Origin of the sequence: Clostridium sulfidigenes, assembly GCF_000732635.1 — a bacterium.
GTDB lineage: Bacteria > Bacillota > Clostridia > Clostridiales > Clostridiaceae > Clostridium_J > Clostridium_J sulfidigenes.
This window is the reverse complement of the sequence record NZ_JPMD01000028.1, coordinates 86,850-110,602: the sequence shown is the minus strand read 5'-3', so window position 1 is coordinate 110,602 and position 23,753 is coordinate 86,850. Positions and strand designations below refer to the sequence as shown.

The 23,753-nt window shown below is 31.1% G+C and carries 17 protein-coding genes; 9 read left to right on the top strand and 8 right to left on the bottom strand.

What is annotated here, in order from left to right:
• Nucleotides 1-5: 5 nt before the first annotated feature.
• Together IO99_RS11790 and IO99_RS11785 are read right to left on the bottom strand one after the other, a co-directional pair.
• Complete coding sequence (locus IO99_RS11790; RefSeq protein WP_035133650.1) at nt 6-1,172, bottom strand: amidohydrolase; 1,167 nt, start codon at nt 1,170-1,172, stop codon at nt 6-8.
• A 38-nt stretch (nt 1,173-1,210) separates the two neighbouring features.
• Nucleotides 1,211-1,825, bottom strand: coding sequence for a 3'-5' exonuclease (locus tag IO99_RS11785; protein ID WP_035133647.1), 615 nt, complete (start codon nt 1,823-1,825; stop codon nt 1,211-1,213).
• 435 nt (nt 1,826-2,260) lie between these two features.
• Between IO99_RS11785 and IO99_RS11780 the strand changes: the two genes are divergently transcribed.
• Nucleotides 2,261-4,153, top strand: coding sequence for a type I glutamate--ammonia ligase (locus IO99_RS11780; RefSeq protein ID WP_035133645.1), 1,893 nt, complete (start codon nt 2,261-2,263; stop codon nt 4,151-4,153).
• Nucleotides 4,154-4,226: 73 nt separating this feature from the next.
• On the opposite strand, the gene IO99_RS11775 is transcribed toward IO99_RS11780, so the two are convergent.
• Both IO99_RS11775 and IO99_RS11770 read right to left on the bottom strand, forming a co-directional pair.
• Entirely contained in the window at nt 4,227-5,579 is a 1,353-nt protein-coding gene (locus IO99_RS11775) for an NCS2 family permease (protein WP_035133642.1), read from the bottom strand.
• Nucleotides 5,580-5,656: 77 nt separating this feature from the next.
• Nucleotides 5,657-6,472: a hypothetical protein gene (locus tag IO99_RS11770; RefSeq protein ID WP_035133639.1), complete on the bottom strand. Its 816-nt coding sequence runs from the start codon at nt 6,470-6,472 to the stop codon at nt 5,657-5,659.
• 188 nt (nt 6,473-6,660) lie between these two features.
• Between IO99_RS11770 and IO99_RS11765 the strand changes: the two genes are divergently transcribed.
• Entirely contained in the window at nt 6,661-7,041 is a 381-nt protein-coding gene (locus tag IO99_RS11765) for a LysO family transporter (protein WP_084178162.1), read from the top strand.
• 1 nt (nt 7,042) lies between these two features.
• Nucleotides 7,043-7,642, top strand: coding sequence for a LysO family transporter (locus tag IO99_RS11760; protein WP_035133637.1), 600 nt, complete (start codon nt 7,043-7,045; stop codon nt 7,640-7,642).
• A gap of 145 nt (nt 7,643-7,787) precedes the next feature.
• Here the strand turns inward: IO99_RS11760 and IO99_RS11755 are convergent, their stop codons facing one another.
• The 3 genes from IO99_RS11755 to nuoE are packed head-to-tail and all read right to left on the bottom strand — an operon-like array spanning nt 7,788 to nt 11,934.
• Nucleotides 7,788-9,521 (bottom strand): NADH-dependent [FeFe] hydrogenase, group A6, encoded by a 1,734-nt coding sequence (locus tag IO99_RS11755; RefSeq protein ID WP_035133635.1) that lies wholly within the window; start codon nt 9,519-9,521, stop codon nt 7,788-7,790.
• Nucleotides 9,522-9,543: 22 nt separating this feature from the next.
• Complete coding sequence (locus IO99_RS11750; RefSeq protein WP_035133632.1) at nt 9,544-11,439, bottom strand: NADH-quinone oxidoreductase subunit NuoF; 1,896 nt, start codon at nt 11,437-11,439, stop codon at nt 9,544-9,546.
• Between the two features lie 18 nt (nt 11,440-11,457).
• The gene (gene nuoE / locus IO99_RS11745) at nt 11,458-11,934 is read right to left on the bottom strand and encodes an NADH-quinone oxidoreductase subunit NuoE (protein ID WP_035133630.1); all 477 of its coding nucleotides are present in this window, start codon (nt 11,932-11,934) and stop codon (nt 11,458-11,460) included.
• A 407-nt stretch (nt 11,935-12,341) separates the two neighbouring features.
• Between nuoE and IO99_RS11740 the strand changes: the two genes are divergently transcribed.
• The 4 genes from IO99_RS11740 to xdhC all read left to right on the top strand — a co-directional run bounded on the left by IO99_RS11740 (nt 12,342) and on the right by xdhC (nt 17,503).
• Nucleotides 12,342-13,658: an amidohydrolase family protein gene (locus IO99_RS11740; RefSeq protein ID WP_035133628.1), complete on the top strand. Its 1,317-nt coding sequence runs from the start codon at nt 12,342-12,344 to the stop codon at nt 13,656-13,658.
• Nucleotides 13,659-13,761: 103 nt separating this feature from the next.
• Nucleotides 13,762-16,053, top strand: a complete 2,292-nt coding sequence (gene xdhA, locus IO99_RS11735) for a xanthine dehydrogenase molybdenum-binding subunit XdhA (RefSeq protein WP_035133731.1) — start codon at nt 13,762-13,764, stop codon at nt 16,051-16,053.
• Nucleotides 16,054-16,157: 104 nt separating this feature from the next.
• Nucleotides 16,158-17,015 (top strand): xanthine dehydrogenase subunit XdhB, encoded by an 858-nt coding sequence (gene xdhB, locus IO99_RS11730; protein WP_035133626.1) that lies wholly within the window; start codon nt 16,158-16,160, stop codon nt 17,013-17,015.
• 14 nt (nt 17,016-17,029) lie between these two features.
• Nucleotides 17,030-17,503 (top strand): xanthine dehydrogenase subunit XdhC, encoded by a 474-nt coding sequence (xdhC, locus tag IO99_RS11725; protein WP_035133625.1) that lies wholly within the window; start codon nt 17,030-17,032, stop codon nt 17,501-17,503.
• Between the two features lie 121 nt (nt 17,504-17,624).
• On the opposite strand, the gene IO99_RS11720 is transcribed toward xdhC, so the two are convergent.
• The gene (locus IO99_RS11720) at nt 17,625-18,998 is read right to left on the bottom strand and encodes a uracil-xanthine permease family protein (RefSeq protein WP_035133623.1); all 1,374 of its coding nucleotides are present in this window, start codon (nt 18,996-18,998) and stop codon (nt 17,625-17,627) included.
• A 411-nt stretch (nt 18,999-19,409) separates the two neighbouring features.
• Here IO99_RS11720 and ygeW point away from each other — a divergent pair, with 411 nt between their 5' ends.
• Entirely contained in the window at nt 19,410-20,606 is a 1,197-nt protein-coding gene (ygeW, locus tag IO99_RS11715) for a knotted carbamoyltransferase YgeW (protein WP_035133622.1), read from the top strand.
• Nucleotides 20,607-20,691: 85 nt separating this feature from the next.
• Nucleotides 20,692-23,724, top strand: coding sequence for a putative selenate reductase subunit YgfK (gene ygfK / locus IO99_RS11710; RefSeq protein WP_035133620.1), 3,033 nt, complete (start codon nt 20,692-20,694; stop codon nt 23,722-23,724).
• Nucleotides 23,725-23,753 lie beyond the last annotated feature (29 nt).

Below are 23,753 nucleotides of genomic sequence, written 5' to 3'. Positions count from 1 at the left end.
TTAAATTAAAGTTGATTTTTAACTACTTTACCATCAATCATTACAAGTTTAACAGTATTTCTAAGATCAAAAGGATGTCCATTATATATTATAATGTCTGCATCTTTTCCTATTTCAATACTACCAACTCTATGATCTGCATTTATTGCACGAGCTGGATTTATGGTAATAGATCTTAAAGCCTCTTCTTCATCCATTCCTTCTCTAGCAGCAAGGGCAGCACATAGAGATATATATTGAAGTGGAATTACAGGGTGATCAGTCATAATGGAAACTTTTATTCCAGCTTTGTTTAAAATCATAGGAGTTTTAAATGTTAAATTTTTCAGTTCTACTTTACTTCTATCAGATAAGCTTGGACCTATAATTATAGATTTTATATGTTCATCTTTAAGGCTTTCGGTTATTAAATGTCCTTCAGTACAATGCTCTAAAGAAAGGTCTAAATCAAATTCTCTAGCTATTCTAATAGCAGTAAGAATATCATCAGCTCTATGAGCATGAGATTTCAATGGAATTTCCTTTCTAATGACCTTTGCTAAGGCTTCTAACTTCATGTCAAAGTCTGGAGCTTTAGCACTACCATTTTTAAAGGCTTCTTGTTTTTCTACATAATTTTTAGCTTTTATTAAATTTTCACGAAGGATAGCTGCAGTAGCCATTCTAGTACTTGGAGTAACTTTTTTACCACTATAAACTCGCTTAGGGTTTTCTCCAAAGGCAGATTTCATAGCAGTACACTCATTAATAACCATATCATCTATAGTTTTTCCATAAGTTTTCATAGTTGCAAAGGTTCCACCTATTACATTAGCACTTCCAGGACCAGTTGCCACAGTTGTAATACCAGCGTCTAATGCTTCTTGAAAACATTTGTCCACAGGATTTATTGCATCTATAGCTCTAAGATGAGGTGTAACTGGATCAGTAGTTTCATTTCCATCACTACCTTCAAATCCTAATCCATCTTCCCACATTCCAATATGACAATGAGCATCAATAATACCTGGCATTAAAAAGCCATTTTTCCCATCGATAATTTCTATGTTTTCAGGAATTGCTATGGTTGAACCAAGGTTGCATATTTTGCCATTATCAATTAATATAACACCATTTTTAATAATTTCATCTTCCGCCATAGTGTGGATAGTAACATTTTTAATAGCTATCATTTAAATCACTCCTAAAATAAAAGTTTTACTTCACAGTATTACTTAAATTGTAACATATTAGTAAAAAATTTTGGAGGAATTAATCCAGTTTTTATTCCTTGAATTACTAACATATAAGTACAAGTTGTGTCAAATCTTGCATCATGATAGCTAGATGTCTCACCAAATAGAGAAGTACATTTATTTTGAAGAAAATCTTCCTTAAGGTTTAAAAAGTTTATCACTTCTCCAAGAGAAGGATTTTTTAATAAGCCTCTAGAATTAGTAGCTTTACATATTTCTTTATAATATGACATAGTACAAAATGAACCTTTAGGATTAAAAGGAATATCTAAAAATTCTAGTTCGCTTTTTAAAAATTTAATATCAAATTGAACATTGTGTCCAATAATTATATCACTATTGATAAAATCATCTATAAATTCCTCATAAGTATCTTCGAAATATTTTCCATTACTCAGTTCGTAGAGTTTTTCTAAAGAAAAGCCATGTATAGCTTGAGCACTTTCACTCATTTCTTCTACAGTAAAGAAATAATTTTTACCTACTGTTGTTTGAGGTTTTGTGCTAGTATCAACAGTAATATATGATAATTGACATATATTACCAGGTTTTATACTAGTAGTTTCAGTATCGAAAAATAATAATTTCATAAATGTATTCTCCTTAATTTCTAATATAAACTATATATTTACTAAATTTAGTCAACTTTAGCCAATAAATTAATAGTATAATTCTATTAAAGTTATGTCAATATACTGAGTAATTTTAGAGTTCTATAATTTATATAAATTGTATAATTAATAGAAAGAATAATTTGAATGAAAAAAAATATTATAAACATTAAAATATTTAGGTAAATTTTATACTGGGTTAATTATATATTTTACGTAAAGTGAAAAGGTTTAACTTGCGATGTAAAGGATTATATATTAACAAAAAGTAAAAAATTAATATATTTTTAATAAAAGGTCGAAAAAAAACTATATATATTAACTTATTGTTAACAAAATTAATTATATTCAATGTTTTTATATTATGCTATAATGCAAATATTGAACACAATTATAAAAGGGGGCTTATATTATATGAGTTTATTATTTGTAATACCTACTAATAAACAAAATAAAGAGGAGTTACTAAAAATACTTCAGCAGCATAAGGAAATAAGATTTGTTTCTCTAGTTGGTATTGACTTTTTAGGTAATGATACAGACGAAAAAATTCCTGTTAAAAATTTCATAGAAGATATTGAGACATTTTTACATGGTACAGCTGTCCAGACTGATGGATCATCTGTAATATTACCGGGAATAGCTACCCTTAATAATGCAAAGGTAGATATGAAGGTTGATTTAACTTGTAATTGGTATGTAGATTATAATTATGATTATATAGATGAAGAAACAAATAAACCAGTAGGAACTATTAGAATGCCATGTCACTTATACCATGAAGATGTTGCCGTAGATTCTAGGTACATACTAAAAAATTCTGTAGATCACTTTAGAGCTTCTATGATGAAGTTATTTGAAGAAAATCCACAATTTTTAACTAACTTTGACATAAACTATGATGAAATAGAGGACGTAAGTATTACAGCAGCTACAGAATTAGAGTTTTGGGTAAATACTCCAAATGAATTAGCTGAAATAGAAGAATTATCCACTTCCCAAGTATTAAAGGAGCAGTACTGGAAGAGAACTAAGGGTCCTGTAAGAACAGCACTGGAAAAATCTTTAGATTTATTAGCTAAATATGGACTAGAACCAGAAATGGGTCATAAAGAAGTAGGGGGAGTTAAAGCTAAACTATCTGAGTCTGGAGTTCTAACTCACATAATGGAACAATTAGAAGTGGATTGGAAGTTTTCTACAGCCCTTCAAACTTGTGATAATGAACTTTTGGTAAGAGGTTTAATAAAAGAAACTTTTAGAAAAAATGGTCTTGAAGTCACATTCCAAGCTAAACCAATTGAAGAGGTAGCAGGAAATGGAGAACATTTACATGTAGGCGTTACTTTAAAGCTTAAAAATGGTAAGATGATGAATTTGTTCCACAGTTATGCTGAAAAAGACTTTTTAAGTGAAGTAGGATATGGAGCAATAATGGGAGTATTAAAGAATTATGAAGTAATAAACCCCTTTGTTTCTTCAAATTATGATGCATTACAAAGATTAAAACCAGGCTTTGAAGCACCAGTATGTATAGTAACTTCCTTAGGATTTACTAAAGATGTGCCTTCAAGAAATAGAACTATTCTTGTTGGACTAGTGAGAGATGCAATTAATCCAATGGCTACTAGGTTTGAGTTGAGATCACCAAATCCTAATACAAATATTTATTTAGTATTATCTTCAGTTATAATATCTATGGTAGATGGAATAAGCTATGTAGTTACAAATAATAAAAGTAGAGAAGAACTTTTAGCAGAACTTTCTAAAAAACCAGGGGAAAAAACTTCTTACCTAGAGGAAGGCAGATGTTATAGAAGTGAAGAAGATGTATTTGAATTCTATACAGAGGAAGAAAGAGAAGAGTATTTTGGTAAGGCTCCAAGTACTGTATATGAAAATTTATTAGCTTTTGATGATGAATCGAGAGTACATGTTTTAACTAAAGATGGAGTAATAACTAATAAAGTAATTAAAGGATATAAGGAAGCTGTACTTGAAAGATGGACTACTGAGTTAGAGCATAGAATTCTTCCAAACTATTCTAATGAAATTAGAAACATTAGAAGATCTAATGGCGATGATTTTATGGAGTATGATCTTGAAAAATGGAGTGAAATAAATAAGCTAAGAGAAAAACTTATGAAAGATAATTATGTAAGTAGAAGCTTATTTACTCAAATGAGAGAAGCAATTAATGATAAAAATTATAAGGAATTATCTGAGTTACAATTAATTGTAGATGAAGATATGAGAATCCTAAGAAGATTATATATGAATTATAGAAGAAATCTTATGGATATATAGATATAAACAAAAGGTAATCACTGAAAAATTTTCGGTGATTACCTTTTTAAATTAATGATAACTAAAACATAAATTACATAAATATAAGTTTTAGTATAAATATGATGGATAGAATATACATTACTATTGAGATTGGTTTTTTAGTTTCTTTCTTACCAAATATGTTATTTAATAAGTTTATTAATGTATATGAAAGAATTCCAAGGGTAAGACCATCACCGATACTATAACATAATGGCATTGAGGCTATAGTAATGAATGCAGGGAAGCCTTGAGTAAAATCGGTAAAGTCTATTTTCATAACACTTTCTAGCATCATAAAACCAATCCAAATTAAGCAAGGAGCTGTAGCACAACCTGGTATAGCTATAAATATTGGAGATAGAAACATTGCCAATAAGAATAGAATACCTGTAGTAACAGCTGTTAACCCAGTTCTTCCACCTTCACTAACTCCAGCTGCGCTTTCTACATAAGTAGTAACGGTTGAAACTCCAACTAAAGAACCAAAGGTGGTTCCTATAGCATCTACAAGTAGAGCTTTCTTTGCCATCGGCACATTACCATCTTTATCTAGCATATTAGCCTTAGAACATACTCCAACTAATGTACCAACAGTATCAAAGAAGTCTACGAATAAGAAAGTAAGACAAATTGTTATAAAATTAAGAATAGCTGAGCTATTAGTGAATACAGAGAAGTCAAGCTTGAAGGCAATTGATTTGATAGATTCATATTTGAATAATCCATTTGGAAGATATATGCCAGCGGCGGTAGCTCCTTCAGGATTTATAACTGCATATATCCAACCAATTATAGAACAAATCAGAATGGACCAAAGCATAGCTCCTTTGATATTTTTAGAGTTCAAAATAGCTATAATAAGAATGCCAATAACTGCGATTATAGCACCAGGAGCTATCATAGAACCTAGAGATACAAGGGTAGCTTCATTAGACACTACAATACCGGCACCTGTTAAACCTATAAAAGCAATAAAAAGTCCAATACCAGCAGTAACAGCGTACTTCATTGTAAGTGGGATACAATTAACTACAGCTTCACGCACTCTAGTTACAGAAAGTATAATGAAAATTATACCTTCTACAAAAACAGCAGTAAGTGCCACTTGCCATGGAACACCCATGGCACCGCATACTGTAAATGCGAAGAAGGCGTTAAGTCCCATACCAGATGCCAGTGCAAAAGGTGCATTAGCATATAGTCCCATGAGTATAGTAGTAAGTCCCGCAGCTAGACATGTAGCAGTTACAAGTGCTCCAGCAGTACCATCACCCATAGCTGTACTAAGGAAATTAGGATTTACAGCAATAATGTAAGCCATTGTTAGAAAAGTGGTAATTCCAGCAACAATTTCACGCTTTACGTTAGTTCCGTTTTCAGTAAGTTTAAAATACTTGTCCATATAAATCCCCCTAATATTAATAGATATAATTATTAATATTAGTATAATCTACAAATATTACTAAAACAGGATATTTATTACATATAAATTATAAAAGGTACAATTTCCAACACTTTCTTATCAGAAGGAAATTCATTATTATAGTTTAAATGAGAAACAAAGTCTTTATAGTTGCTATGAGATGTAATAAAATCCCATAATAATTTAGATACTAAAGGGTTACTATCAATAATATTATGATTTGACTGGGGATAGTCATAACTTGCTATTTCACCAACAATTGTGCAAGGTCTACCAATATAACACTCTATGTCCATAGATGCATGTTTACTACAAACAGAAGTAATGACTAAAGAATTAGAATCAAAAGGAAGGGAGGCAGGATATTTTAATACTTTATCTTCTGTTAAAGATTTTATATTTCTTTTTATCCAATTAATCATAGAGGTATTATCTATATCAGAAGTTATTTGTTGAAACTCAAGTAATTCTAGTGTATTTCTTAAAAGTTCTAAAGTGCTATCTGATTTTTCTATAGTACACTGTAATTCTACAATATCTCCAGGAGAAATTGTATTCAGGTCACTATATATTTTTAAAGATTTGATTGCATTGTTTCGATTTAATAAAGTTTCTAGATTTATAAATAGATTAATAGATGAATTCTCTATTTCATCTATTGATTTTCTTTGAGTACTTTTAGATAAAGTCACTGTAGCTGAACCTTGAATGATTTTTCCACAAGTTAGTTCGGACAATGGTAGAGTAGCTTGAATTGTAGTTTCTTCTCTTTTTCCACTTATTTCAATGTTTTCATATCGATTTATAGCAATTTTATACATATCTCTAATAGTATCACCGTTAATATAGTAGGGCATAAAGATGTTCTTCATATTATAACTCCTTATTTATCAATTTTTAATATATTCCTATATATATTCAAGATTAAATATATTTATCATTATTATTACAAATAATTTCATGTATAAAGGTATAAAGTTAAATATAATAAAAATAATCTAAATATAATGTAACTGTTTCCAAATCTATGATATAATAACGTGGTAGAGGAGGGGGACATATGGAAATTTTAATTGCATTAATACTCGGTGCCATTGTAGGGTACTTTCTAAAATTAGGTGAGAAGGGGAAAATTATAAATGGTAAATTACAACAACTTGGTGTAATATTCTTATTATTTTCTATGGGAGCTTCTATAGGAGCGGATAAGGGCATAATAAAAAATCTTCCGACCATAGGGTTAAAGTCTTTTTTATTTGCAGTAGCTACAATAGGTGTAAGTATAGTACTTGTGTATATTTTATCAGAAAAGTTTATGCCTAAAGAAAATCAATTACCCAAGGAAGAATCAATCTTAAATGCAGAGATTGTAGAAGATGAAAATGTTGTAATTGAAGAGTGTAGTGAGCTTTTAAATGAGGCATGTGGGGAGGACAAGTAATATGACGTACATAATAATAGTATCTATATTAGTTGGAATGGGTTGTGGTTATTTTGTGTTTCCACCAGAAATAATGAGTAGTATTGATAATCTTGCATCCATTTCATTATTTGTTTTAATCTTTTTAGTTGGTATAGATGTAGGTGGCAACAAGACCATATTTAAAGATCTAAAAAAGGCAGGATTTAAGGTTTTGTTAGTACCATTTGGAGGAATTGTAGGTAGTTTACTAGGAGGACTTTTAGTAGGATTCCTATTTAATATGGCTCTTAATGAGAGCTTAGCTATAGGTTCAGGATTTGGATGGTATAGCTTATCAGGAGTAATGCTTAAAGAAATGGGTGGAGATACTTTAGGAGCTATAGCATTTTTAACAAATGTATTCCGTGAGATGATAACAGTTATTTTAATTCCAATATTAGCTAAAAAACTGAATGGCTACACAGCCATAGCACCTGCAGGAGCTACTTCTATGGATACAACATTACCACTTATAGCTAAAGCAACAAATCCAGAAATAGCTGTAATAGCATTTATAAATGGAGTTATATTAAGTTCTTTAGTTCCAGTATTTGTAACATTCTTTTATAACTTAGGATAATATTACTTTATATGTTTTTAATTTTTATAATTGTAAATAAGGAACTATATAAAAATGATGGTATAAATAAGTTATTTATACCATCATTTTTATGTTTATATTTATATTAGTTAGGGACTAATAACTAATAACTAAATTAAGGTGTTTATCTATTTATATAGTGAGTATGAAGTAAATGGTGAGATTTTTCTCCATTAGGTTTTCCAAGGAATTCATCATAAAGCTTTATTATCTCAGGGTTTTCATGAGATTTTCTTATAACCTTATTAGCATCCTCACTATAAAGAGCATTCATTCTTTTTTCTATTAATGAATATTGCTCATTAGAATATGGTTGACCACCACCGTTTATACATCCTCCTGGACATGCCATAACTTCAATGAAGTGATATTTTTTAGATGTATCTTCTATATTATCTAACAAATTCTTTGCATTTGCAAGTCCATTTACAATAGCTATATTAATTTTGTTACCATCAATAACTAATGAAGCTTCTTTGATTCCTTCAAGGCCTCTAACAGATTTAAAATCAAGTTCTTCTAAAGTGCTATTTGTAATCCATTCATAAGCAGTACGTAAAGCAGCCTCCATAACGCCACCACTAGTTCCGAAAATAACTCCAGCACCAGTAGATTCACCCATAATAGTATCAAAATCAGAGGAAGGTAGAGAAGCAAATTCTAATCCAGAGCGTTTAATCATTTTAGCTAATTCTCTTGTGGTTATAACTACATCGATATCTGGATTATTATTTTCATTGACAAATTCTTCTCTGTTAGCTTCGGATTTTTTGGCAACACATGGCATTACAGATACAACATAAAGTTTTTCCGATGGTATACCCAGTTTTTCAGCAAGGTATGTTTTTGCAATAGCGCCCCACATTTGTTGAGGAGATTTGCATGTTGATGGAAGATTTAATAGGTTTCCATAATGTTTTTCTATGAAATTAATCCATCCAGGACAACAACTAGTAATCATAGGAAGATTTTCACCACTCTTATACCTTCCTAAAAATTCTGTAGCTTCTTCCATAATAGTTAAATCTGCAGCAAAATCAGTATCATAAACCTTATCAAAACCAAGTTCTCTTAGCGCTTCAACCATCTTACCAGTAACAGCACCTTCTTTAATACCAAATTCTTCTCCAAGTGCTGCACGAACAGCCGGAGCAGTTTGAACTACTACAAATTTATCTTTATTTCCTATAGCGTTTAATACATCAATAGTATTATCTTTTTCCATTAATGCCCCAGTAGGACAGACATTTATACATTGACCACATAAAGTACAAGCGCTATTATTTAGCTCTTCAAAGAATGCAGTGCTTATAGTGGTATTAAAACCTCTATTTATTGGTCCAATTGCACCAACCTTTTGAACTTGGCTACAAACAGCTTCGCATCTTCTACATAAAATACATTTAGAAGTATCTCTTACTATAGATGGATTTTTAAGTTCTTTTACAGCTACAGATTTTGAACCAGTATATTTTAAATTAGTTACTCCATAAGTACTAGCAAGCTCTTGGAGTTCACAATTTAAATTTTTTTGACAGGTTAAGCAATCCATAGAATGGTCTGATAATAAAAGTTCAATTATAGTTTTTCTTGCTGCTATTACTCTTGGAGTACTAGTATTAACAACCATACCTGGAGCAACAGCTGTACAACAAGATGGTGCTAAATTTTTTCTTCCTTCCACTTCAACTACACAAACTCTACAAGAACCAGGTTTATTAGTTGTCTTTTTATCATGAAGATTTAGGTAGCAAAGGGTAGGAATTTTTATATTAAGCTTACGTGCAGCATCAAGAATTGTGGTTCCTTGCTCCACTGATATTTCTTTATTATTTATTTTAAGTGTAACTAAACTCAATACTTTCACCTCTTTTAAATTATTAAACTAGATCTATTGCATCAACTGGACAGCTAGATTTACATGCACCACATTTAATACATTTGCTATGGTCAATTACATGCTTAGTTTTAACTTTCCCTTCGATACAGCCAACTGGACATTGTCTTGCACATTTAGTACAGCCAATACATCTATCAGTAATAACAAATTTCATAAGGTCCTTACAAACTCCTGCTGGACAAATCTTATCTACAACGTGACTTCTATATTCATCATAGAAATATTTCATTGTACTAAGAATAGGGTTAGGAGAAGTTTGTCCTAAAGCACAAAGTGAAGTATCTTTTATAGTGTTACTAAGCTCTTGAAGCTTATCCAGATCACTTAAATCACCTTCGCCCTTTGATATTCTTTCAAGAATTTCAAGTAATCGAGTGTTACCAATCCTACAAGGTGTACATTTACCACAAGACTCCTCTTTTGTAAATTCTAAATAGAATTTAGCTATATCAACCATACAGTTATCTTCATCCATTACTATCATTCCACCAGATCCCATCATAGAACCGATAGCACTTAAAGAATCAAAGTCAATAGGAGTATCTAAAAATTCTTTAGGAATACATCCACCAGAAGGTCCTCCTGTTTGAACAGCTTTGAATTCTTTATCAAATTTAATTCCTCCACCTACTTCAAAAAGAATTTCTCTTAAAGTTGTTCCCATAGGCACTTCTACAAGACCAACGTTATTAATTTTACCAGCAAGAGCAAAAACCTTAGTACCAGCGGAAGATTTAGTGCCGATTGAACTAAACCAATCTGCACCATTATTAATAATAGCTGGAATATTCGCTAAAGTTTCAACGTTATTAACGCAAGTTGGCTTATTCCAAAGTCCAGATTCAGCAGGGAATGGTGGTTTATTTGTTGGTTCTCCACGGTTACCTTCTATTGAATGAATAAGAGCAGTTTCTTCACCACATACAAAGGCACCAGCTCCGTATTTAATTTCAATATCAAAATCAAAGCCTGAATTTAGTATATTTTCACCAAGGAGTCCATATTCTCTAGCTTGATTTATAGCAATTCTAAGTCTTTGAATTGCTAGTGGATACTCAGCTCTAATATATATATTACCTTTAGTAGCACCTATAGCATAACCAGCTATAGCCATAGCTTCAAGAACACTATTTGGATCTCCTTCTAAAATCGAACGATCCATGAATGCACCTGGATCACCTTCATCGGCATTACAAATAATATATTTTTGATCAGCATCATAGCCTTTTGCAAATTGCCACTTCTTTCCGGTAGGAAAGCCGCCGCCGCCTCTTCCTCTTAGTCCAGATTTCAATATAACATTTATTACGTCATCAGGAGTGCATTCTGTTAGACATTTTCCAAGAGCTAGATATCCTTTTTCAGCAATATATTCATCAATATTTTCAGGGTTTATTAATCCACAATTTCTTAGAGCTATTCTAACTTGCTTCTTATAGAAAGTCATTTCATCTTGAGTCTTAACTTTTTCTTTTATAGTTGGTTCTTCGTAAAGTAATCTTTGTACAACATTTCCATTAACAATATGTTCATTTATGATTTCTTCAGCATCCTCAGGAGTTACGTGAACATAAAACACATCATCTGGAGTAACTTTTACTATAGGACCTTTTTCACAGAAACCAAAACAACCAGTTATGGAAACGTATACTTCATCTTCCAAACCTAACTTACTAATTTCTTTTTCAAGGTTATCTTTAATTAAATCACTTTGTGCAGACTTACACCCAGTTCCTCCGCAAATAAGTATTTCTTTTTTATAGTTATTTTTTTCACAAACAAAGCCATCGATACCAGTTGCTTTTCTAATATCAAGGGATGATTTGTATTCCTGATAAATTTTGTTTAATTCTTCAAAGGAATTTATTTTATTCAACTTTGTTACCTCCTAATTCTACTCATATTCAGCTAATATACTTTTTACTTGGTCTGGAGTACAGTGACCGTAAACCTTATCATTTACAGTTAAAACAGGAGCTAGACCACAAGCACCAACACATCTTAAAGAACCTAGTGTAAATTTCATGTCTTCTGTAGTTTGTCCAGATTTAATACCTAGTTCTTTTTCAAATTCTTTAAGAACATCTCCAGCACCACGAACAAAACATGCAGTACCCATGCACACATTTATTACATTCTTACCACGAGGTTCAGTAGTGAAAAATGAGTAAAATGTTACAACACCATAAACTTTAGATATAGGTAAATTTAGTTTATCAGCGACGAAAGTTTGAACTTCCTTAGGTAGATATCCAAAGATATGCTGAGCTTTATGCAAAACCTCTATTAAAGCTCCATCTTTGACAGGTAAGGAATTAATAAAGTCTTCTAATTCCTTAAACATTTGATTTTTTTCTAAGTTACAACACACTTAAAAAATACCCCCTTACTAAATAAGTTTAACATTGAAAATATACAAAATATTTTCAATAATTCATCAAATCACTAACAGTATAATACTTTTTTAAAGATTTGTATAGTGGGATTTTTAAAAAATGTAATCTATTACAATAAATATTTATCCGATGACTACCAGCTCTAATACTCCATCTTCTTCGAGGCGGTAGCAAAGAGCCGCTACGTCCCTGGGAGTTCTAAGCTTCCATGGGAGTGAATACTTCCTCTGAAGCTTAGAACTCTGTTTATCAAGAGCCATATTAGAGAATTTAATTTAATATTTCATATCAATAATTTCTATTAGCACAACAATATTTTATGGTAAATAAAAGAATATAATGGTAAAATATTATTATAGAGTAAATATATGGGGTTGATATTGTGAATTGTTATGATTTAGCCATAGTCAATGGAAATATATATGTGGAAGGGGAATTTATTAGAGGAAATTTGTACATTGATAATGGAATTATTAAAAACCTGTCAAAGGATATTTTCTTATCAAAAGATATTTATGATGCAAAAGGAAATTATGTATTACCAGGATTTATAGATCCTCATGTACATTTTCAGCTTAAGGTGGGTAATCAGGTTTCTGCTGATGATTTTTACAATGGTTCTATAGTAGCTGCATATGGCGGAATTACTACATTTATAGATTTTTTAGATCCAGTAAAAAATATTGAAGAGTTAGAAAAAGCTTTTGTAGACAGAAAAAGAAAAGCAAAGGTTTCTGTTGTAGATTATGGATTTCATAGTACTATTGCAAATTTTCAGGATAATGAAGAACTATTTATTGAGGAGATTAAAAAGAGGGGAATTTGTAGCATAAAATTCTTTACTACTTATAGTTCCAGTAATAGAAAAACTGGATTAAGAACCATCAGCAATTTACTGAAAATTTCGAAAAGAATGAAGGTTATACTTATATCTCATAGTGAAAATGAAGAGTTAATCAGAGAGGGAAAGTTTCCAGTAAGATCCCATGAAGAAAATAGACCCACATTATGTGAGACTACAGAAGTTTTAACTTTAGCTGAAATGACTAAGAATATGGATGGATATATGTATATTGTACACCTTAGTTCAGGAGAATCTTTAAGTCGAATTATGGACTTATATAAAAGTTTAATAAATAAAAATTTATTTATAGAAAGCTGCCCTCAATATTTTTATTTATCTAAAGATAATTATTTATTAAAGGATGGTTTTCTATATACCTTAACACCACCTCTTAGGTCTTTAGAAGAAATTGATGAATTAAGAAAAAATATAGATGATGTTAGTGTAATAGGTACTGATCATTGTCCGTTTAAATCTAATGAAAAAGCAAAAGAAACTTTAGATTTAATTCCTATGGGAATAGGGGGAATAGAATATTCTTTTAATTTATTGTATACAATGTTTGGTGATAAAATAATTGATAAATTTACAAAGAATCCAGCAAAGATTCATGGTTTATATCCTAAAAAAGGAACGTTACTCCCAGGATCAGATGCTGATGTTGTAATATTTGACCCTTTAGATAGGCATAAAATAAAATACTCTCATTCCAATTGTGACTACAATTTATATGAAGGACTAGATGTAAAAGGTAAAGTAATTACGACTATTTCAAGGGGAAGATTTATTATAAAGGATGGAAAATTGGTAGGTAATGAAAAAGGAAATTACGTAGCTAGAGAGTTAAAGTTATAGAAAACACTAAAAAGCTTGTATAGTTATATATTTTTGTGACTAATTAATCAGTAAAAATAAAGGGAGGTGCTTTAGTAGGATTATAATCTTGCTAAAGAGAATTATGAATTATAAGGTAATAGGTAGTAGTGTATCTAGATTAGATGGTGTGGCAAAGGTTACAGGGAAGGCTAAGTATGCTGATGACTATTTTGAAAGGGAAATGCTAATAGGAAAGGTGCTTAGAAGTCCTTATGCCCATGCAAAAATAAGAAGTATTGATGTTTCTAAAGCAAAAAATTTAGATGGTGTTGAAGCAGTAATTACTTATCAAGATTTACCAAAAATAAAATTTGCAACGGCTGGACACCCTTGGACCTTTGATGAAGCACATAGAGATGTAGAAGATAGATTAATCATTACTGATAAAGTTCGCTTTTGTGGAGAACCAGTGGCGGCAGTTGTAGCCATAGATGAAATAATAGCTCTAAAAGCTATAAAACTTATAGATGTAGAATATGAAGTGTTGCCATTTGTAATGGATCAGGAAGAAGCTATAAAAGAAGGTGCCCCAATAATACATGAAGAAAGACAAAATAATATTATTAGCTCTTTTGGCAATGAAGTAGGAGACGTAGAAATAGAGCTAAAAGAAGCTGACAAAGTATTTACAGGTAAATTTAATACTAGTACTGTACAACATTGTCATCTGGAAAATCATAGTGCGTATGCTTATATGGAGTCAGATGGAAGAATTGTGATAGTAACTTCTACTCAAATACCACATATTGTAAGAAGGATAGTAGGACAGGCACTAGGGATGCCATGGGGAAGAATAAGGGTTATAAAGCCATATATAGGTGGTGGATTTGGAAATAAGCAAGATGTTGTTATAGAGCCATTAACTGCAGCAATGACACTTGCGGTTAATGGAAGACCAGTTAGATATGCATTAACTAGAGAAGAATGTTTTATAGACACAAGGGTTCGTCATGCTATGCGATTTACATTTAAAACTGGAGTTACTAAGGAAGGTAAGTTACTAGCAATAGATATAAAGAACTTAGTAAATAATGGAGCATATGCATCTCATGGACATTCAGTGACCATGAGCTGTGGGAGTAAATTTAGACCATTATATAATTTTAATGCTATAAAATATGAGCCTAAAACTGTATATACTAATATGCCGGTAGCAGGAGCTATGAGAGGATATGGAGTTCCACAAATTTCATTTGCTCTAGAAAGTCATTTAGATGATATTGCTAGAGAACTAAATATAGATCCTGTGGAATTCAGATTGAAAAATTTGGTGAAGCAAAATCATGTAGATCCATCCTCCAAAAATGTGGTGCGTTCCATGGGACTATCACAGTGTCTTGAAAAGGGAATGGAATTAATAAATTGGAATGAAAAGAAAAAGCTATATAAAAATCAAATAGGTAGTTTAAGACATGGAGTAGGAATGGCTTGTTTTAGTTATTTTGCAGGTACTTATCCTGTAGCTCTAGAAGCAGCAGGTGCAAGGATTGTGATGAATCAAGATGGTTCAGTACAGTTGCAAATTGGGGCTACAGAAATTGGTCAAGGTAGTGATACTATATTTGCACAAATGACTTCAGAGGTTTTAGGAATTCCAATTGATATGGTTCATGTAATTTCAAATCAAGATACTGATATTACTCCATTTGATACAGGTGCTTATGCATCAAGACAAACTTTTGTTACAGGTGCTGCAGTGAAAAAAGCTGCTATGGAGGTAAAGAGTAAAGTTCTTCAGTTTGCTAGCAGAAAAAATGGCCTCAATCCAGAGGTAATGGATATAGTTGATTGTAATGTAGTTGAAAAAACAACGGGTATAGTTGTCTGTTCTCTTGAGCATATAGCGTTAGAATCATTTTATGATAGGATTTACAGTTCTCCTATAACTAGCGACACTTCTGTTAATATAAGGACTAATGTAGTTGCTTATGGAGCAACCTTTGCAGAGGTTGAAGTAGACATAAAAACTGGTCAAATAACCGTAGTAGAAATATATAATATTCATGATTCTGGAACAATAATTAATCCAATGCTAGCAGAAGGGCAAGTTCACGGTGGTGTAAGTATGGCACTGGGATATGCTTTATCAGAGCAAATGATATTTGATGAGAAGACTGGAAGAGCTCTTAATAACAATCTTTTAGACTATAAATTACAAACTATTTTAGACACGCCTAATATTGGTTCAGCATTTGTAGAAATTCCAGATGATGCAGGAAGTTTTGGGCAAAAATCTCTAGGTGAAAATACAACACTTTCTCCAGCCCCAGCTATAAGAAATGCAGTTTTAGATGCAACTGGTGTTGCTTTTAATAGAATACCAATGAATCCACAAAGAGTATTTGAAAAATTTAAGGAAGAGGGCTTAATATAGGATTTACCTTAAATGTAAGAGTGCAGATTGTATAGTTAGTAGACTATATAAATATAGAAGGAGGTGAATTTTAGTAGAGTGTTAAATCTCTATTAAAGATAAAAATGTTTGATATTAAGAATATACAAGAGCCTAGAAGTGTAGAAGAGGCAGTAAAAATTCTTCATGAAAATAATAATTTAAAAATAATATCTGGTGGAACTGATGTTTTAATTAAATTGCATCATGGTGATATGAAAGAAGTAGAACTTTTAAGTCTAAAAAACTTAAAAGAATTAGACTTCATAAAGGTTCTAGAAAATGACACCATAGAAATTGGCTCCACTACTTGCTTTACCAATATATATAGAAATAAAATTATAAAAGATTTTATTCCTGCTTTAGGGCAAGGTGCTGTATCTATGGGAGGACCACAAATAAGAAATATGGCCACTATTGGAGGGAATGTATGTAATGGAGCTGTTTCAGCAGATAGTGCACCAAGTTTATTTGCATTTAATGCTAAATTAAGACTTAGAAGTTTTAAGGGAGAGAGAATAGTTCCAATAGAGGAATTCTACGAAGGTCCTGGAAAGGTTAATATAAGAAAAGATGAAATTCTAATAAGCATTTTTATTGAAAAAAAAGACTATGAGGGAGTAAGAGGAACATATATTAAGTATAGTAATCGAAAGGCAATGGATATTTCTATGCTAGGTGTATGTGTTGTAGCTAGTATGAAGGAAAATAAATTTAAAGATTTAAGAATAGCGTTAGGGGTAGCTGCGCCTACTCCTATAAGATGTAAGGATGCAGAGAAGTATGCCCTTGGTTTAGAATATTCAGAAGAAAATATTAATAATATTGCACAATATGCAGTAAAATCAGCAAGTGCTAGAGACTCATGGAGAGCATCAAAGGCTTATAGGGAGCATTTAATAAAAGAATTAACAGTACGAGGTATTTATGAAGTAACTAAATAAGGTGGGATTTTATTATGATTGATAAGAATTATAAAAAGATATCAGTAAAAGTAAATGGAAAAAATTATAATTTAGAAGTAGATGTGCGAGAATCTTTGTTAGATGTATTGAGAAATAGACTTCAATTTACAGGGGTAAAGCAAGGATGTTCAGTTGGAGAATGTGGAGCTTGTACAGTACTAGTGGATGGAATACCTATAGATTCATGTATTTATATGGCTATTTGGGCTGATAAAAAAGAAATTTTAACCATAGAGGGTGTATCAGAAAATGGAAACTTATCAAAGGTGCAAAAGGCATTTATAGAAGAAGGTGCAATTCAATGTGGATTCTGTACTCCAGGATTAGTACTTACAACTACAGCGTTGGTAAATAGTGGTGAAGATTATACTGATGAAGAAATAAAAAGAGAAATATCTGGACATTTATGTAGATGTACAGGATATCAAAAAATATTTAATGCTACAAAAAAATCCCTTAAGAAATAAATTGAATAGAAAAAATTCCAGTTTATATTTAGGCTGGAATTTTTTGTGGAAAAATAAGAGATATAGAGAGTAGTGATCAACTTTCTATATCTCTTATATAGATTTCGGGAATACAAAGTAGTTATTTGCTTAAAGACATACCAGATTTAGTTTTAATAACAGGTTTTTGAGGCTTATCACTAGGTAAGATTAAATTTAATATTACAGCAAATATAGTTGCAGTTGTTACACCAGAACCAAAGATTATTTGTAAGGATTCTGGGAACATACTAAGAGCTTCAGGTCTAACAATGACACCTACACCTAAAGCAAAAGATATACCAATTACAAAAATGTTCCTTCTAGTCATATCAACTTTGCCTAGAATTTTAATACCAGAACAAGCAATAGAACCGAACATAACTATACCAGCAGCTCCAAGAACTGGACTAGGCATAATTGATATTAAAGAAGCAAATTTTGGTATCAAACCCATTATAGATAATATTATTCCAGCTATAATTATAACAAACCTACTAGCAACTCCTGTAACATTTATAAGGCCAGTACATTGGCTAAAGGATGTATTTGCAGTAGAGTTAAAAAATCCAGCTAGAATTGATCCAAGGCCATCACAAAGTACACCTCCAGAAAGTTGGTTGTTAGAAACCTCAATTTCACATGCCTCGCCAATAGCTAGAGTATCACCTACAGTTTCTACAGTAGTTGCTAGATAAACAGCTAAAAAACTAATAATCGCTGGTATAGAGAATTTAATTCCGAATTTAAGAGGTCTAGGAATAGAAATCCAAGATGCAGCAGATATTGGAGTAGTATCTAATAAGTTGAAAGGAATAGCTAATAAATATCCACATAATATACCTATAAATATTGAGCAAGAACTTATAAAAGTATTTTTAGATTGATTGGTAATTATAATAATAATTAGGACAATAGCACCAAGCAATAAAAATTTAGGATCTCCATAGTTTGGGTTTCCAGAGCCTCCAGCTAACCAATCAATTCCAACAGGAATGATAGTGATACCTATCATAGTAACAACAGTACCAGTAACAAGTGGTGGAAAAATTTTTTTAACATGGTTAATAAAAAAGCTTAGAATTACTTCTAGTAAGGCACCTACCATTGTAGCTGTACATATGGTAGCAATACCTAAAGTCATATTGCCGTTATAAGTGCTACCGATGGCAATAGCCGGACTTACAAAAGCAAAGGAGGTACCCATGATAAATGGAAGCTTGCTTCCTATGGGTCCAATACCTTTAGCTTGAATAAGTGTTGTAAGACCAGAAGCAAATAGGGCACATGAAACCAGAAATGATGTATCAGATATTTTTAATCCTAGTGCACCAGCTACTACTAGTGGAACTGCTACTATACCACTGAAACATGCAAAAATTGCTTGAAATGCAAGAATTAAAGTTTGTTTCATAGGTGGTTTGTCATCTAGTTTAATTCTAAGAAGCGATTTCTTTGGAGCGTTAGTTGTTTGCAATTTAATTCCCCCTCTAAATTTATAATTATATCTTATGCATAATGCATGAAGTGCTATAAATATTTTACTAACCAGTTAATATAAAAAATAAAGAAAAAAATATATACTTAACTATAGTTTATGAATAAGTATAATAAGGATATGAATAAATATTAAGATAATAAAATAATTTAAGCTTGAAATGAATAAATTTAAATTATTTAAATTTTACCAATTAAGAGGATAAAATGCAATAAATTTACATGAAATAAATAGAATAGTTTTAATTATCTGGTTTGAATATTGACATTAAATGTAATGGGAGTTATAATTTGATTAATTAGTCAGTAAAGGTAAATTGTGACGAATTTGAAAAATATAAGTATAAATTTATTTTGGAATAGGAGATTAATAAATTGAGGAGTGGATTTTGTGGAGAATATTAAAACCCTTATGGAGAGACTTAAAAAACTAGATTTCAGGGAGATGTATAATAATGATTTTTTCTTAACATGGGAAAAAAGTAACGAAGAATTAGAATCAGTATTTGTTGTTGCTGATATTCTTCGTACAATGAGAGAAAATAATATATCGACGAAAATATTTGATAGTGGATTAGGTATTTCGGTATTTAGAGACAATTCTACTAGAACTAGATTTAGTTTTGCTAGTGCGTGTAATTTATTAGGGCTAGAGGTACAAGATCTCGATGAAGGAAAATCTCAAATTGCTCATGGAGAAACTGTCCGTGAAACTGCAAATATGATTTCTTTTATGGCAGACATAATTGGAATTAGAGATGATATGTTTATAGGAAAGGGTAATGCTTATATGAAAGAAGTTTCTAATGCTGTTCAGGAAGGTTACACTGATGGAGTATTAGAACAACGTCCAACTCTGATTAATTTACAATGTGATATAGACCATCCAACTCAATGTATGGCAGATTTATTACACTTGATTCACTATTTTGGTGGAGTGGAAAATTTAAAAGGTAAAAAATTAGCTATGACTTGGGCTTATTCACCTTCTTATGGAAAACCACTCTCGGTTCCGCAAGGAGTTATTGGACTTATGACAAGAATGGGAATGGAAGTTGTATTAGCACATCCAGAAGGATATGATGTACTTCCTGAAGTAGAAGAAGTTGCTAAGGTAAATGTAGAGAAAAATGGTGGAAGCTTTACAAAGACTAATTCTATGAAAGAAGCCTTCGAAAACGCAGATATAGTTTATCCAAAGAGCTGGGCACCATTTGAAGCTATGGAAAAACGTACAGAACTATATTCAAAGAGGGATATAGCAGGTATTGATGAACTTGAAAAAGAATTGTTGAAAGAAAATGCTAGATATAAGGATTGGGAATGCAATGAAAAAATGATGGAGCTTACTAAGGATGGTAAAGCATTATATCTTCATTGTTTACCAGCAGATATAACAGGAGTAAGTTGTGAAATTGGAGAAGTAGGAGAATCTGTATTTAATCGTTACCGTGAATTACTATATCGTGAAGCTGGATATAAACCATATATTATTGCTGCCATGATGTTCTTAAGTAAAGTTAAGGATCCTATATCTGTTTTTGAGAAATTGCTGGAAGAAGATAAGCCGAGATTTATAGAAAAATAAAGAGTAAATAGATTAATTAAATTAAGTATTTACTTAAGGGTATAAATGCTTTTAAGTAACTTATGAATTATAGGGGGGAGTAAATATGAGTGACAAAATACGCCCAATAAGTTTTGAAAAACTCATTAACTGGATTTTTACTGAACTAAAAACTAAAGATAGTATTTTTGGAATTCATAAAGATAAGTTTTACTATGGAATCCCTAATAACACTATCCCTTTTTTAGGAGAGAAGTTAGGCCTACCAATTGGACCAGCAGCAGGTCCTAGTTCACAATTAGCTCAAAATATTATAGCAGCATATCTTACTGGTAGTAGATTTATTGAGTTAAAGACAGTCCAGATTATTGATGGAGAAGATCTTCCAGTGTTAAAGCCATGTATTAATGCTGAGGATGAATGCTATAACGTAGAGTGGTCTACAGAACTAACTGTAGAAGAAGCTTTTGAGGAATATGTGAAAGCTTGGATTATATTACATGTTTTAATGAAGGAACTTAACTTAAGTGTAGAAAGAGACTTTGTTTTTAACATGAGTGTAGGATATGATTTTGATGGAATAAAATCAGATAAAATAGATTCCTACATAGAAAATTTGAAAAATTCACAAAATACAAAAATATGGAAGGAATCTATTCAAGTATTGGAGAATAATATAGAAAAATTTTATAGATTTTCAATTGAAGATTTATATGAAATTCCTTCAAGGGTGTGCAATTCAATTACGCTATCAACTCTACATGGATGTCCTCCACAAGAAATAGAAAGAATTGCTATTTATTTATTAAAAGAAAAACATCTTCATACTTTTGTAAAGATGAATCCTACATTGCTTGGTGAAGCATTTGTAAGAAAAATTCTTAATAAAATGGGTTATGAATATATAAAACTAAATTCACATCATTTTAAAAATGATCTGCAATACAATGATGGAATAAAAATGATAAAAAAATTAAAAGCCGTAGCTGAAATGGAAAGTATGGAGATTGGAGTAAAACTTACAAATACTCTTCCAGTAAGGATATTAAATGAAGAACTACCAGGAGAAGAGATGTACATGTCAGGTAGATCTTTATATCCTTTAGCTATTAATTTAGCAAGTAATCTTTCAGAGGAATTTGAAGGAAAATTATATATTTCATATTCTGGTGGAGCTGAATTCTTTAATGTAGATAAGATATTTGAAACAGGAATATGTCCAATAACTTTTGCTACTACAATATTAAAGCCAGGTGGTTATGAAAGAATTAAACAGATAGCTGAAAAGGTAGAACCACTTATTTCTAATAGAAAGTCAACAATTGACATGCAATTGCTAAAAAAACTAGCAAAGGAATCAATTGATGATAAGCATCACCTTAAGAAAGCAAGGGTAGTTAAAATTAGAAAACTATATAAGGACTTACCCATATATAATTGTACAATTGCACCTTGTAGTGAAGGCTGTCCCATTGAACAACAGATTCCAAAGTATATAGAGCTTGTGGGAGAAGGAAAATATGATGAAGCTTTTAAAGTAATAGTTAGTGATAATGCAGCCCCAGCTATAACAGGAACTTTATGTAATCATAACTGTCAAAATAAATGTACGAGACTAGATTATGATAGTTCCCTAGAAATTAGAAGAATGAAAAAAATAGCCGTGGATAATGCTGAAGAACTATATACAAAGAATATAAAACCAGGTGCAATTAAAAATCATAAAAAGGTAGCTATCATAGGAGCTGGGGTAGCAGGTTTATCTACAGCGATGTACCTTAGAAGAAATGGTATTAGTGTAGAAGTATTTGAAAAAAGAGATAAACCATATGGAATTATAAATTATGTAATTCCAAGTTTTAGAATAGATAATTTAGCTTTAGAACAGGATTTTAAAATGGTAAAAAGCCATGGAGTTAAGATAAATTTTAATGTAGCTGAAGAAGTTGATTTAAATGTTCTAAGGAAAAATTTTCATTATGTTGTCCTAGCAACTGGAGCTTGGAAGCCAGCAAGTATTTCACTTAAAAGAGGTAATGATAGAATCTTAAATTCTATTGAATTCTTAGAGGGTTTTAAAGAAAACAGTGAGGATATAAAACTAGGAACCCATGTATGTGTTATTGGTGGAGGGGACGTAGCCATGGATGTATCTCGTGCTGCCAAAAGAGTTAATGGAGTTGAAAAGGTAACTATTATATATAGGAGAACTAAAGATTTAATGCCTGCTAGTAGAGAAGAAATTAAATTAGCTATTGAAGAAGGTATTGAATTTAAAGAGTTATTATCCCCTGTAGCGTTAGAAGATAATATTCTTGTTTGTGAAAGAATGATTTTAGGAGAACAAGATAAATCAGGTAGAAAAAGTCCAATTTCCTTAGGAAAATATGAAAGTATAAATGCAACTACAGTTATAGCAGCTGTTGGAGAAAAAATAGATTCAGAATTATTTAAAAGTCTTGGTATAGATATAAATTCTAAAGGACTTCCTGAAGTAAACAGTAAATGTGAAACTAATATATCTAACGTATATATAGCCGGAGATGCTAAAAGTGGTCCAGGTACTATAGTAGAAGCATTGTCTCATGGGAAAATTATAACTAGGGACATTTTAAAAAAAGAAAATATGCCTTGTGATTTCATTAGGGCTGAGGAAAATACTTGTGGATATGAACTTAAGAAATCTTATGAAAGAAAAGGTGTACTACTTGAATCAATACCTTCTAAGGAAGAGGCTATAAGATGTCTTAAATGCAATAATATTTGTGAAATATGCGTAGATGTTTGTCCTAATAGAGCAAATGTGTTTATTGATATTAAAGAAGGTCCTATAGAAGGTCATCAAATTATACATTTAGATGGTATGTGTAATGAATGTGGAAATTGTGGAGTGTTTTGTCCATATAAAGGTAATCCTTACAAAGATAAAATTACTATATTTTGGAGTGAGGAAGATTTTGAAAACAGTAGCAATTCAGGTTTCTGTGTAATAGATTCTATTAAAGGTATTTTTAAAGTTAGGGATGAAAAAGGTGAAATTTATAATTGGTGTATTGAAGAAAATAACTCAGAATCAATCTCAAAGGAAATGAAATCTATTATAGAAACTTGTGTAAACAGGTATGAATATATAATCTAGAAGTATTTAATTAAGGTTAAATTATTTAA